The sequence below is a fragment of the Balneola sp. genome (genome assembly GCA_002694685.1).
Lineage (GTDB): Bacteria > Bacteroidota > Rhodothermia > Balneolales > Balneolaceae > Gracilimonas.
In genome coordinates this window covers 245984-259566 of sequence record NZMW01000010.1, presented here as the reverse complement: position 1 = coordinate 259566, position 13583 = coordinate 245984, and the positions used below count along the sequence as shown (strand labels likewise).

The 13583-nt window shown below is 42.6% G+C and carries 11 protein-coding genes; 5 read left to right on the top strand and 6 right to left on the bottom strand.

All coding sequences use genetic code 11. The annotated features are described in order from the left end of the window. Positions 1–195 precede the first annotated feature (195 nt). Genes CL667_10760 through CL667_10750 form a run of 3 tightly spaced genes read left to right on the top strand, consistent with a single transcriptional unit; the run spans position 196 to position 3499 of the window. Positions 196–1551 carry a transporter gene (locus CL667_10760; GenBank protein ID MAL18183.1) on the top strand — a complete coding sequence of 452 codons (1356 nt, stop codon included), beginning with the start codon at positions 196–198 and terminating at the stop codon, positions 1549–1551. A 10-nt stretch (positions 1552–1561) separates the two neighbouring features. Then, positions 1562–2059 carry a hypothetical protein gene (locus CL667_10755; GenBank protein MAL18182.1) on the top strand — a complete coding sequence of 166 codons (498 nt, stop codon included), beginning with the start codon at positions 1562–1564 and terminating at the stop codon, positions 2057–2059. Between the two features lie 6 nt (positions 2060–2065). Continuing rightward, the gene (locus CL667_10750) at positions 2066–3499 is read left to right on the top strand and encodes a hypothetical protein (protein ID MAL18181.1); all 1434 of its coding nucleotides are present in this window, start codon (positions 2066–2068) and stop codon (positions 3497–3499) included. Here the strand turns inward: CL667_10750 and recQ are convergent. The 6 genes from recQ to CL667_10720 form a co-directional block, all read right to left on the bottom strand. Beyond that, positions 3496–5676, bottom strand: a complete 2181-nt coding sequence (recQ, locus tag CL667_10745; protein ID MAL18180.1) for a DNA helicase RecQ — start codon at positions 5674–5676, stop codon at positions 3496–3498. The genes CL667_10750 and recQ overlap by 4 nt on opposite strands. Before the next feature lie 51 nt (positions 5677–5727). Further along, positions 5728–6141, bottom strand: coding sequence for a GxxExxY protein (locus CL667_10740; protein ID MAL18179.1), 414 nt, complete (start codon positions 6139–6141; stop codon positions 5728–5730). 140 nt (positions 6142–6281) lie between these two features. Continuing rightward, complete coding sequence (locus CL667_10735; protein ID MAL18178.1) at positions 6282–9110, bottom strand: carbamoyl phosphate synthase large subunit; 2829 nt, start codon at positions 9108–9110, stop codon at positions 6282–6284. A gap of 56 nt (positions 9111–9166) precedes the next feature. Then, a complete protein-coding gene (locus tag CL667_10730; GenBank protein MAL18177.1) occupies positions 9167–10270 on the bottom strand; it encodes a carbamoyl phosphate synthase small subunit in 1104 nt (367 codons plus the stop codon). Positions 10271–10273: 3 nt separating this feature from the next. Next, on the bottom strand, positions 10274–10564 hold the full coding sequence (locus CL667_10725) for a hypothetical protein (protein ID MAL18176.1): 291 nt from the start codon (positions 10562–10564) through the stop codon (positions 10274–10276). 184 nt (positions 10565–10748) lie between these two features. Further along, entirely contained in the window at positions 10749–11270 is a 522-nt protein-coding gene (locus CL667_10720) for a hypothetical protein (protein ID MAL18175.1), read from the bottom strand. Between the two features lie 115 nt (positions 11271–11385). Here CL667_10720 and CL667_10715 point away from each other — a divergent pair, with 115 nt between their 5' ends. Together CL667_10715 and CL667_10710 are read left to right on the top strand one after the other, a co-directional pair. Continuing rightward, positions 11386–12435, top strand: coding sequence for a hypothetical protein (locus CL667_10715; GenBank protein MAL18174.1), 1050 nt, complete (start codon positions 11386–11388; stop codon positions 12433–12435). Between the two features lie 118 nt (positions 12436–12553). Beyond that, positions 12554–13441 carry a gluconolactonase gene (locus CL667_10710; GenBank protein ID MAL18173.1) on the top strand — a complete coding sequence of 296 codons (888 nt, stop codon included), beginning with the start codon at positions 12554–12556 and terminating at the stop codon, positions 13439–13441. Positions 13442–13583: the final 142 nt, after the last annotated feature.

Here is a 13583-nt window from a genome sequence, read left to right as displayed (position 1 = left end):
ACCAACATATTAATTTTTCACTACAAGAATGATAGCTCTGCCCTATAAAAAATACCTGTAGGAACAGCGAATCTTGTTCTGGGTTCTTCACAATTAATTCGCATAAAACTTGTATCGTTCTGGTGTTACTCACTCATTACACTCACTACCATGAATGGCCAATACAAACAACTGACTTCCGTCATCATCGGGGTTATTGGTTTTATTATTCCCTTCTTTCTTAATATTCCCGGACTCTCGGAAGCAGGACATGTGGCGCTCAGTATCTTCTTTATAGCGGCCGTCTTCTGGATGCTGGAGCCGGTCCCCATTTATGCTACCTCTATCTTGGTGATTCTTTTGCAGGTCTTTTTTCTGAGTAAACAGGGAGTTCTTTTTCCTGAAACAACGGGCGAATATATCCCTAATGCATATACTGATTTTATTGGCACCCTCGCTAATCCTATCATCATTTTATTTTTGGGAGGATTTGTACTGGCTGATGCCGCCGTTAAGTTTGACCTAGATAAAAACCTGACTCGTGTCTTGCTCAAACCCTTTGGTTCAAAACCAAAATTCATACTTCTCGGGTTGATGGTAGTTACTGCAGTTCTTTCTGCCTTTATGAGCAACACAGCCACCACTGCCATGATGATGACCGTAATTTTACCCATCATTGCACGGACAAAAACTTCAGACCCTTTGCGTATCGGGCTGGCTTTAAGCATCCCATTTGCTGCCAACATTGGGGGTATAGCAACTCCCATTGGTACGCCTCCAAACGCTGTAGTTATCGGTGCATTGTCAACTCAGGGAATTGATATAGCTTTCACTGAATGGATGGTTTTGGCCGGCCCACTGGTAGTTGTTATGCTGTTTGCTGCATGGTTAATTCTGTTGTGGATTTTCAAACCAGCTTCCCAACGTGTGGAGATGGACATGAAAGGAGTCTTTCAAAAAAATAAGGAAGCCATTTTTGTATATGTCGTATTCGCAACCACCGTATTGCTTTGGATCACCGAAACTTTTCATGGCGTCGGCAGCAGTATTATTGCATTAATTCCTGTCGCTGCATTGTCGCTCACTGGTGTTTTGAGTAAGGAGGGAATTCGAAAACTCCCTTGGGAAGTTCTCTGGCTTGTAGCCGGCGGTATCTCCTTAGGCATCTCGATGGAAAGTACCGGGCTGGCTGAGTGGATTATCACTAGTATTGAATGGAGCTCCTTCTCAACCATCTTCCTGATTATCGCTTTTAGCTTAGTGGCCATTGTAATGTCAAACTTCCTGTCCAACACGGTATCAGCTACTTTATTGATTCCACTGGCTGTAAGTCTGGCCACTTCAGGTGTAGCTGGCGAAGGGTTTAGCCTGATTTTAGTTAGTCTGGTGATTGGTGTGAGTGCCAGCCTCGCAATGATGCTGCCAATTTCTACTCCGCCTAACGCCATCGCTATGAGTACCGGAACTTTAAAAACCAGCGATATGACACGCGCCGGTTTTGTAATAGGTATTTTTGGGTTGTTAATGGTGACTTTATATGCTCTTTTCTACTGGCCCCTAATTTTAAACTAAGGAAAACATCATGGATGATAAAATTTATATACTGATTGTTGAGGATGAGCTGGAAGTGATGGATGCACTCATCAAAGACCTGGAGGAATTCGAATCTTACTTTCCGGTAGAAGCTGCAAATAATGCAGATGAAGCCCGGGATGTAATTGATTACATAATCGATCACAATCATAAAATTGGTCTTATTTTATGTGACCATGTACTTCCCGGACAAAATGGGGTAGATTTACTGATCGATTTACAAAATCGCCCCGAAGCTGCGAAATCTAAAAAAGTACTTGTTACTGGTCAGGCCGGACATGAGGATACCATTCTCGCTATCAATAAAGCCGACTTAGATCATTATATAGCAAAGCCATGGACCAAAGAAGAGCTGGAAAAAGTGGTGGTTGATGAGCTCACAGATTACGTCATCAATAACGAAAAAAACCTACTTCCCTATATGGCTATTCTGGATACTGAGAAACTTTCCGATACTATTCGAACCAATCAAATGACGGATCATTAATTCAGGATGAAATCAAACAAGCACATACCTTGGCTCAACGATAATGAAACTATTCTCCGGTTCATCAGGAAGCTGGTAACTGAGCTGGATGAACTACGGCAACAGCAGCTGGAGTTAAACGAAGGTGACGTTTTATTTACACAAGGTGAACCGCTGGAAGATGTATATCTCATCCTTGAAGGAGAAGTAATATTAACTCGTACTCAAGCCGACGGAAGCGATGTCACCTTGACAAAACTAAGTGCTGGTAACTTTGTGGGATTAATCGCTTTTACAACGGGAGAGCCTACGCTCACTACTGCAAAAATCATGGTAAAAGGACTGGCTCTCAAGATGAAGCCCCAGCAGTTTGAGCAATACCTGAGCGATCACCCCCGCCTGCAGCACCCCCTTCAACAACTCATGCTCAATAATATGATTCAGCGGTACAAAAGTAATATCCGATTACATGCTAAAACGCACCTGCTAAATAAAGAACTCGGTAAAGAAAAGGATGACCTAAAGAAAGCCTATAAAAGGCTCGAAGAAACTCATCAGCAGCTTATTCATCAGGAAAAGATGGCTACGCTAGGAGAGTTAGTTGCCGGTTTTGCTCACGAGGTTAATAATCCGGCTTCAGCATTAATGCGCTCTGCAGATAATCTTATTGAAATTTATTCTACGTTTGAAGAATCAGACTCAACTTTTAAGCTCTTTAAGCTGGGGTTACAAAGTGAGCCGCTAGACAGCACCAAACTCCGGAAACAAATGCTTACAATTGAGAAGCAGTTTCCGTGGGTTCATGATCGGTCGTCGGTTCGGAAGCTTGCTCAAATGCCCGAAAGTGCTTTGGAAATCATTCGGGACCATCGGAAAAAGAACCCGATAGAAGATTTGATTAATCACTTTGAGGCGGGACGAATGATCCACAATATTCGCATAGCCAGTCGTCGGATAGCGAATCTTGTAAAAAGCCTGAAAAGCTACAGCCGGCAAGATCAAAACAAAGAAGCCTATGTTGATATCAGAGATGGTATAAAGGACACCTTACTTGTACTAAGCAACCGACTTAAGTTTGTGGACCTCAGTCTAAAGCTCGATGACATCCCAAAAACCTGCGTACAGGTAGGAGACCTCAATCAAGTATGGACTAATCTGCTGGTTAATGCCTGTGATGCCCTCGATGACACAGGCAAGATCTCTATTTCTACAGCACACTCAGAAGATCAGATTTTTATTGAAATAGAAGACAACGGACCCGGCATCCCCCCCGAAATAATCCACCGGATTTTCGAGGCTAACTTCACCACAAAAAACCAGGGTGCAAAATTTGGGTTGGGGCTTGGTCTTCCCATTTCTAATGAAATTATTCAGCAATCCGGCGGCTCCATCAAAGCTGTAAACCTGGAAGAAGGCGGGGCCAAATTCACAATCACCCTGCCTGTAACCTCAGAATGCTAACCTTTCTCCTCATTAGCCATAAAGTATAGCTGCATAATTCTGATTTGATCGTAGCCAATTTTCTTATTCATACGGTCATACACAACTTTCAGCATATGAGATCCTTTTTCGTCAAAGATCTTAATGATTTCATCCTGCTGACGAAGAGATAGGGATGTCGCTTCCGTGATCCCTTCTATACGCAAGTCGTTTCCATCCTTGAGGTAATCTTTTAAGTGATTTAGAATAGTCACTTCCTTTACGCCATGCTCCTCAGAAAGGTGCTCGATAGACTGACCGTCATTAAAAGCTTTGCCAATCTGAACGTAAGTCTCTACACTTTCAAATTCTTCTGCCTTTTTCTGAAGCGTTTCTTCCTTCGCTTCGATATTATGCTCTTTGGTGTATTTCTTGATAATACCTATAAACAGGGAGCCATATTTTTTCAGTTTCACATCTCCGACTCCATAAAGTGGCAGCAGATGTTCTTTGTCTTTGGGATAGTAATAGGCCATTTCCATAAGCGTGGTATCAGGGAAAATGGTATAAGGAGGGATCCCATTTTCATCAGCCATTTTCTTACGCTCTTTACGTAAAATCTCAAAGAGTTCTTCATCGTATTTTGCCTCAACTTCAGTAGCTACTCTTGACGCTTCCTCGGTACTCATTGCCGTACTTGTACGATCGAGTGTGCCAAATACATTTTCGTCTCCTTTTAATACCGCATGGGATTTATCTTCGAGCTTCAACTCGGCGTGCTCGCCTTTGCTCAAATAATCCTGACGAATCAGCAATCGGGATAATTGCTCCCACTGATCTTTCGACCATTCCTTCCCGGAACCATGGCTTTTCAGTTTATCGTGCTCTAACTCGAGTACTTTCTTGGCTTTTGAACCTCTTAATACATTTACAACCTGTGTTTTACCAAAGCTTTCTTCGAGCTCAGAAATACATTCCATTAGCTTTTTAGCCTGAATGGTGTAGTCTTCCACATTTTCATCCGTTGAAAGGCAGTTGTCACACATGCCGCATTCTTCATTCGGATACTCTTCCCCAAAATAATCCATCAGCGGAATACGCCGGCATTTCTTGGTTTCGATAAACTTAAGCAGATCATCCAAATGCTTTTCTGCTACTTCTTTTTCCTGTCCTTCTTTTTTGTTGATGAAGTACTTAATCTTTTGCGTGTCGGTATAGCTGAAAAGCATCACACAATCAGAGCGCAATCCGTCACGGCCGGCTCGCCCAATTTGCTGATAATAGGACTCTATATTCTGTGGCATATCATAATGCATCACAAAACGAACATTCGGCTTATTGATCCCCATCCCAAATGCGATGGTGGCTACAATAATGGATACATCATCCCGAATAAATTTACGCTGATTTATAGCCCGATCTCGATCAGAAAGTCCCGCATGATAGGGTTTCACTGAATAACCTTCGTCATCCAGTTCTTGAGCTAATTCATCTACCTGCCTTCGAGAAATGCAGTATATAATTCCCGACTGATTTTTGCGGGTATATAAAAAGTCCAGCACCTGATTAGTTGGATCGTCTTTATCAGCAATTTTTAAGAACAAATTCTTACGGTCAAAGCTTGCTATGAACTCATCTGAGTCCTCAAACTCAAGTGTGGTCATAATGTCTTTTCGGACACGCGGAGTAGCCGTAGCTGTTAGAGCCATGCAAACGGCATCTGGGAAAAGCTCCTGACGGACTGAGGCTAATTCACGATAGTCTGGGCGGAAATCGTGTCCCCATTCTGAAATACAATGTGCCTCATCAACAGCAAAGAAATCCACTTGGATATCTTTTAACAGCTCTTTGGTCTTGTCCATCAACAAGGTTTCCGGAGCGATGTAGAGCATCTTAGCCTTGCCATTAAGCACCTGCCGGCGATTATAGCCATAGGCCTCAGGAGATAGCGAGCTATTCAAGTGAACGGCTGTGACTCCATATTCCCGAAGCTGCTCCACCTGATCTTTCATCAATGAAATTAGAGGAGAAACTACAATAGTCAGCCCATCAAATATCAGCGCGGGTATTTGGTAGCAAAGCGACTTACCACCACCCGTGGGCATAATTACGAGTGCATCTTTTTTCTTTAGTGCCTGAGAAATAACTTCTTCCTGCAGCGGTCGAAAGGTGTCGTATCCAAATGTGTTTTTAAGGGTCTCTTTTGCCTTAGTTATCATAAAGTCTTTTTCGATCGCTGATTTCGTGGATTCCACTGATATAATATCTTCTTATTTCTTTGCTTTTGTTAAGATAAGCCGCTTGAATTGCAGACTGTCGGAGCCGAAATTCATCAATAAACCAATCTCTTTATTATAGGCTTCTAAATAATTTAGAACTTGATTGTTGTTGCCCTTATCTAATTCACTAATTGCTTTGAGTTCTAAAACTACGGCATTTTTTACAATAAAGTCAGCTCGTCTCAAACCAACCTGAATACCATTGTAAAGTATCGGTATGCTTACCTCTCTTGAGAATGTAAGCCCCGCTTTATCCAGTTCCAACGCCATTGCCCGCTGATAGATTATTTCGGGATATCCCGGACCGAGACCTGAATGAACCCGCATTCCGCAGCCAATTATATCACCCGTAATTTTGCTGGATTTGAAATTTTTGTTCGTAAATATTCTACCCGAATTGTTCATAAGAAGTACCCTGATCTTAAATTGCTCTTTTTTTCAGTTAGAGCAACTTCAGAGTCCTTCCTTACAAATAACTCGTGAGTTTTAATCTACGCACACAAAAATCAGTGTTATCTGCGAAATCAGCGATCGTTTTATCCCTGCTACTTCGAGAGGTACAAGCTCTTAAACTCGTATGGTTTCTTGAAGTGATCATCATTGAAATCCTTGGCGAAGTAAATGCTTTCGCCGGTTGACTTCATTTCAGGTCCTAACTCTTTCTTCACTTCCGGGAATTTATCGAATGGGAAGACCGGCTCTTTGATAGCCCAGTTTTCCAGTTTTGACTTTAGGTCGAATTCTTTGAGCTTGGCTCCTAGCATCACTTTCACGCCGATAGCCGCTTCTGGAATCTGATTTGCTTTGGCCAGGAATGGGATTGTTCGTGTTGTTCGGGGGTTTGCTTCAAGTACATATACCTTATCATCTTTCACGGCATATTGCACGTTAAGGAATCCAAGAATCTCCATGTTTTTGGCAATCTTCTCTTGATGATCTTCAATCGTTTTAATGATCTCATCACTCAGTGAATAAGGAGGAAGTACAGCCGTTGAATCTCCGGAGTGAACACCCGCCGGCTCGATATGCTGCATGATTCCTGCAATGTGAAGCTGGTCTCCATCATAGACGGAATCTACATCTACCTCAATGGCTTGCTCCAGATATTTATCAATCAGGAATGCGTTTTCGGGATGAGTTTTGAGAATGTTAGCCACATACTTTCGAAGTTCTTCCTCTTTAACCGCGATCCTCATTCCTTGCCCGCCCAGCACATAACTTGGACGGATAAGTACCGGATAGCCAATTCGCTGGGCAATTTTTACGGCTTCTTCAACTTCATGGGCTGTTCCATATTCAGGGAAAGGGATATCCAGTTTCTTAAGGAATTTGGAAAACTCTCCACGATCTTCCGCAAAATCGATCATTTCAAATGCTGTTCCGAATATCCTAATTCCTTCTTCAACGAATCTCTTTCCAAGCTTGAGGGCTGTTTGGCCACCAACCTGAAGAATAACACCTTCAGGTTTTTCATGGTCGATGATATCCAGTACGCGCTCCCAATAAACCGGCTCAAAGTAAAGCTTATCAGCAAAATCGAAATCAGTTGAAACTGTTTCGGGGTTACAATTCACCATGATGGCTTCATATCCCATCTCTTTGGTAGCCAGTACAGCGTGAGTACAGGAGTAATCAAACTCGATACCCTGACCAATGCGGTTCGGACCACTTCCCAAGATCAATACTTTCTTCTTGTCGGTCACTTCACTTTCATTTTCACCTTCGTAGGCTGAGTAATAGTATGGAGTCTGCGCCGGAAACTCTGCCGCACAGGTATCTACCATCTTAAAAGAAGGGGTGATGTCTAATTCCTTTCTGCGATCTCGGACTTGCTTATCCGTTACTTTCTCACCGCTTTTGCTGAGTAAGTAAGCAATTTGGGAGTCTGAAAATCCGGCTTGTTTCATTTCAAAGAAATCTTCCTTTGAAATTTCTTTGAGTGCCTGACCTTCGGCTCTGTTTTCGAGGGAGACCATGTAGCGAATTTGCTGCAAAAACCACGGATCAACTTTCGTGATATCGGCAATCTCCTCAACTGAAGCTCCCATTTTGAAAGCATTCCGAATCTGCATGGATCGATCCCAATAAGGCTTCAGTAACCGTTCACGAACTGTTTTTCGATCAAATTCTTCATAGCCATCGGCTCCGAGTCCATCTCGACCAACCTCCAGCGATTGCCATGCTTTATTGAGCGCTTCGGGGAAGTTTCGTCCAATCGACATCACCTCACCAACAGCCTTCATTTGGGTTGAAAGCTCTTCATCTACGCCGGGGAATTTATCGAAGTTGAATCGAGGTACTTTACAGACCACATAATCAATACTTGGCTCGAAACAGGCTGATGTGGTGCCGGTTATCTGGTTCTTCAGTTCATCCAGCGTATAACCAACAGCTAACTTCGTAGCCACCTTCGCGATCGGATATCCCGTCGCTTTTGAGGCTAGTGCCGAAGATCTACTTACCCTTGGGTTAATCTCAATGGCAACCAAACGGTCTGAGCCGGGCTCCATTGCAAACTGCACATTACAGCCTCCCGCAAAAGTCCCAATACTTCGCATCATTTTGATGGCTGCGTCACGCATGTTTTGTAGCTGCTTATCCGTCAGTGTTTGAGTGGGTGCAACTGTAACCGAGTCTCCGGTATGAACTCCCATCGGATCCATGTTTTCAATGGAACAGATGATAATCACGTTGTCATTGTCATCGCGTAACAGCTCGAGCTCAAATTCCTTCCAGCCAAATATAGATTCCTCAATAAGCACCTGATGAACCGGGCTGAGCTCTAATCCCCGTAATACTTTTCGTTCAAATTCGCTTTCATTCCAAACGATACCGCCACCGGCACCACCCATTGTAAATGAAGGGCGAATAACAATGGGAAGTCCGCCAAGCTCTTCCACTATTTCTTTGGCGTCCAGCAGTGATTGTGCTGTTCGGCTTCGACATTGCTCTATTCCAATTTCTTCCATCTTGTCACGGAATAGCTGGCGATCTTCAGTCAGTTCAACCGCATCAATATCTACACCGATAATCTTGACATTATTTTCTTTCCAGAAATTTTCTTTTTCCAGATCCCGGCAAAGGTTCAGTCCCGTTTGTCCACCCATGGTTGGTAGGACAGCATCCGGTTTTTCTATGGCTACAATTTCCCGAATTGAGTCGGTAGTCATAGGCAACATATATACCTCATCCGCCATTATAGGATCGGTCATTATAGTTGCCGGATTCGAATTAATCAGTACAATCTCATAGCCTTCTTCCTGCAGCGATCGGCAAGCTTGAGATCCGGAATAATCAAATTCACAGGCCTGGCCAATCACAATGGGGCCGGAGCCTATAATCAGAATTTTTTTGATGTCGTCGCGTCTTGGCATAGTCTATTTCTTTTTTTGTTAATTCGTTATTTGGTTTTTGGGCGGTGGCGGCTGTCTTATTTCTGTGCTTTCATCATGTCGATGAACTGATCAAACAAGTAAGCGGAATCATGTGGACCGGGTGATGCTTCGGGGTGATACTGAACCGAAAAACCGGGGAAGTTCTTGAACTCTAAGCCTTCAATCGTCTGGTCATTCAGGTTGATGTGTGTAACCTTGGCAATTTTATCGTCGAGTGATTCTTCATCTACTGCAAAGCCATGATTTTGTGTTGAAATTTCAACCAATCCTGTTGAAAGGTTTTGCACGGGCTGATTGGCTCCGCGGTGACCTACAAACATCTTCTTCGTTTTCAGGCCTTCACTCAGCGCCATCAGTTGATGCCCCAGGCAAATCCCAAAAACCGGCTTCCCACTTTGGGTAGCATAGTTAACAGCCTCCAGCGCATACTCGGCTGTAGCCGTTGGATCTCCGGGACCATTTGAAAAGAAGTATCCGTCTGCTTCCCATTCCTTGATTTCTTCAACTGATGTTTTTGCCGGAAAAATTCTCAGTGTACATCCTCTTTGGTTCAGATTGTTGATGATGTTTTGCTTTATTCCGTAATCGAAAGCAGCTACTCTAAAGTCATCAGCTCCGTTTACGGTTTGGGCCTCTGATCGGGTTACTTTGGAGGCTAGTTCAAGACCTTCCATATCGTCCCAGTCTTTGGCCATTTGAACCAGCTTTTCTTCATCCATCTCAGTGCTGGAGATAACCGCGTTCATCACGCCCTTTTCTCGAACATGGCGAACAAGCATTCGGGTATCAACTCCTGAAATCCCCGTAATTTCGTTATCTACCAAATATTCCTGTAGACTTCGATCGGCCATAGGATTACTGAATTCCCATGAAAAGGCTCGGGTGATAATTCCAGCGACCATCACCTTTCGGGCTTCATCATCCCGGGGCATGGTTCCATAATTTCCAATGTGAGGGTAGGTCATCATCATCAGCTGACCGTAATAACTCGGGTCGGTGAAAATTTCCTGGTAACCGGTCATGCTGGTGTTGAAGCATAGCTCGCCACCAGTTATTCCTTCATGTCCAACAGCCTGGCCGTGAACAATGGTACCGTCGCTTAGTGCAAGTATGGCTTTTTTTCTTTGGTTGAGTGACATTGATTAACTGTGTTTCGGGTTTGGTGAAATATGGTTTTGTGGAAAATTGGATTCGTTAACAAAAAGATTTGAACCCAGATAGTTTGTGGTCTGCTTACTGACTCTAACAACACTCTTGCCCCCGATACTTTGCGTAGGAGCAAATAGGTTACGACGCAGAGCTTCATAACCTGGGAAAAAATTATTTATTGGAGTACTGGCTTGAAGAGGTGTCTGGATTTTTAGATCAAAAAAAATCCGACTGCGAATAACGCGCCGGATTTGAATAATGATATTGAGAAAAGATAATGCCATCAATCTCGCGACCTCCATTTTTGGGTACGCGACGGCAGTGCTTCAAAGTTATGGATTGCTAAATCGGTAATTGTGAGTGAACGCTTATTTGAAGTTTTCCTAAGATAAGGAGCAGGATGATTGGATTCAATTAGGATTCAGAACAAATTGCATTTCTTTTCATTTACGGATATTGCTTCTCAATTTATTCTCTTCTGTACAACGTCATTTCGGTGGGAACAGAAAACCTTTTTCGCTCTTCGATTTCTGCTCTGGTAGCATTTATATAAATCCCCTCACCATAAGACAAACGCCATTCAAGTTTATCCGCGTTTTTTTCATCCACATATAGCCTTAATCTTCCTGTTTTACCCAACTCTTTATCTCTAAAGGCAAAGCCAATGAATTCTCTTTCATCTCTTTCTTGGGTAATTCCGACATTGAGTGGAAACTCAACTTCATTGGGTTTTGAGTCTGTTTTGAATGTACTATCAGATTTGTACTCATAGTCTCCGTATAGAACACAGATATTTTTTCCTAACGGTTTAAGAAAGTAACTCTTTAATTGAAGGTCCACTATTAGCGTATCAACACCTGACACCCCAATCCATGCCCCAACAAAAGCAGACATGTCAGGCAACTCTTTCTGCATAGGAGTCTGTGAAACCCCGTGACTGTATATAAATAGAGTTATTGAAAAAACGAGAAGTAAAGTTTGCCGCTTCATATTCTTTGACTAATGAAACTACCTACAGCTTCGCCAAGCTTAACTTGCATATTATAAAGTTTATAAGGTCATTAATATTACGTAAATCCCTCACTCATAATATTACATTTTCGCTATGCGCTTTAATCTAATTCTATTTCTGTCAGTTCTTTTAGCTTTTATAGGTTGTTCTTCTGAAGATGAAAACAAAACACCGAGTTCCAGCATCTCAATTTCTCTTGCTGATTCAGCTACAACCCATGTGCTTAAAGATGATATGACTTTTCTCGGCTCTATTGCCGGTATTGATTTTCTGGATGAGAATAGACTGATCATTTCTGACAATTCTCCGGGCGTATATCTTTTCGAAGACTATGAGATGGTTGCCAGCTATGGAGGTATCGGAAAGGGTCCTTGTGAATTTGAGCAGGTGTCTGCCTTCGACACTTTTGAAAACACCTTGTATGTGCTGGATCAGTCTCTCACCAAGCTTATCTATTTTGATATTGAAACACAGGAATGCATAGAAGAAGTAACTCATGAGGATTTCGGAGGTGTTCTTCTTTTACGCAGAGAAGAAAATAGCCCTTCATTTATTCTTGGAAGGACTTCCTACACTGGCTTTTCCAATGACTCCCTTCCATTAGCCTACCGCTTTTATGACGACAAGACTTCAGAAGCTCTGGATTTTACTTTAGGCAGAGTGAATGCAATAAGTAGCATGGTGATGTTGCGCTCATCCGGAATGAATTTTGAAAAACATGATAATAGCCTGTATGGATATTATCCCATGACCGACAGCCTCTACTCTATTAATCTTGATGACTATTCAGTAAACTCAATCCCCCTAGACATAGATATTCAGAGGGATGAAATTGAAGCAGCAGGAGAGGATTTCAACAAGATTATTGAAATTATTCAGACTGACTTTGAGTTTATGGATCGCTATTTCATTTCAGACCAATGGGTGGGAATACAGGTCGTTCATCAGGCAGCCAGTGAGGAAGAGGAAGCCACGCGAATACTTAAGTTTTTTACGCATCGCGGTGATTTCATAAAAGAAATTCCCTCCACTGGGAAAACTATTGCCTTTCATAATGGCCAACTTGTTGAGCTTTATGAAGGACAAAACCCTAACTCTGATTATGTGTACTCCATCGGGTTTCGGGATATAATTACTAATTAACCCGTTTATCTAACTTTTTGATTGATTAATGTACTCTAAAGGAGTAACCCCGGATTTTTTTAGCTATACTCGGCTACAAATTAATTTTGGGCATTCTTATAATCACCGAACAACCGTTATGAAAAGCTTTTTTACTTTACTTCTACTTTCCGCTGTTTTTAATATTTCTGCTTTTGCTCAGCAAAGCCCTGTAGTTGCTGATGGAGCAGAACTCACTTTGATCTCAGACAATTTTTCATTTACTGAAGGCCCTATCGCTGACTCCAAAGGAAATGTCTACTTCACAGATCAGCCTAACAATAAAATTCATGTCTGGACTAAGGGAGAACCCATTTCTGTTTTTATGGATGAGTCCGGACGGGCTAATGGGCTTTATTTCGATCATGATGGGAACCTCCTTGCGGCAGCTGATGGGAATAATGAATTGTGGAGTATCAGCCCTGATAAAGAAGTTACCGTGTTGGTTGCCGATTTTGAAGACAAAAAGCTCAATGGTCCCAATGATATCTGGGTAGATTCCAAAGGCGGCATATATTTCACCGATCCTTACTACCAGCGAGAGTACTGGACACGTACGGAACCCGAAATCACGGAGCAAAGGGTCTATTATCTGAGCCCTGAAAACAATTTAACGATAGCTGCAGAGGATGTCGTTAAACCCAATGGCATTATTGGCACTCCCGATGGCAAAACCTTATACGTTGCAGACATCGGCGATGGAAAAACCTACTCTTATACAATCAGTAGTGACGGAAACCTCAGTAACCAAACACTGATAACTGAATTTGGATCGGACGGCATGACTCTGGATGAAGAGGGCAATATCTACCTTACCGGAGACGGGGTTATTGTTTTTAATCCTGAAGGTGAGCAAATCGAGCATATCAAAGTTCCTCAACCGTGGACAGCTAACGTCACTTTTGGCGGTCCTGAAAACCAAACGCTTTTTATCACCGCTTCAACCGCCGTTTATACTTTAGACATGAAGGTAGCCGGAGCTGAGTAATTTTAGTCTGATCAACTTTCAGCCCAAAAAGATCTTCCTTTTTAGTAGTCACCCAACATGTGGTGCAGGCTAAAATGCTCCCCTTACGTCAAGATATTGGTGTTTTTCATCCTTAGTTAGCACACTATAAAACCAAATATAT

Bases quoted from the DNA above. Each gene is read 5' to 3' on its own strand.
- CL667_10755 (MAL18182.1), top strand. From the start codon at position 1,562: ATGGATGATAAAATTTATATACTGATTGTTGAGGATGAGCTGGAAGTG.
- CL667_10750 (MAL18181.1), top strand. From the start codon at position 2,066: ATGAAATCAAACAAGCACATACCTTGGCTCAACGATAATGAAACTATT.
- recQ (MAL18180.1), bottom strand. From the start codon at position 5,676: ATGATAACTAAGGCAAAAGAGACCCTTAAAAACACATTTGGATACGAC.
- CL667_10740 (MAL18179.1), bottom strand. From the start codon at position 6,141: ATGAACAATTCGGGTAGAATATTTACGAACAAAAATTTCAAATCCAGC.
- CL667_10735 (MAL18178.1), bottom strand. From the start codon at position 9,110: ATGCCAAGACGCGACGACATCAAAAAAATTCTGATTATAGGCTCCGGC.
- CL667_10730 (MAL18177.1), bottom strand. From the start codon at position 10,270: ATGTCACTCAACCAAAGAAAAAAAGCCATACTTGCACTAAGCGACGGT.
- CL667_10725 (MAL18176.1), bottom strand. From the start codon at position 10,564: ATGGCATTATCTTTTCTCAATATCATTATTCAAATCCGGCGCGTTATT.
- CL667_10720 (MAL18175.1), bottom strand. From the start codon at position 11,270: ATGAAGCGGCAAACTTTACTTCTCGTTTTTTCAATAACTCTATTTATA.
- CL667_10715 (MAL18174.1), top strand. From the start codon at position 11,386: ATGCGCTTTAATCTAATTCTATTTCTGTCAGTTCTTTTAGCTTTTATA.
- CL667_10710 (MAL18173.1), top strand. From the start codon at position 12,554: ATGAAAAGCTTTTTTACTTTACTTCTACTTTCCGCTGTTTTTAATATT.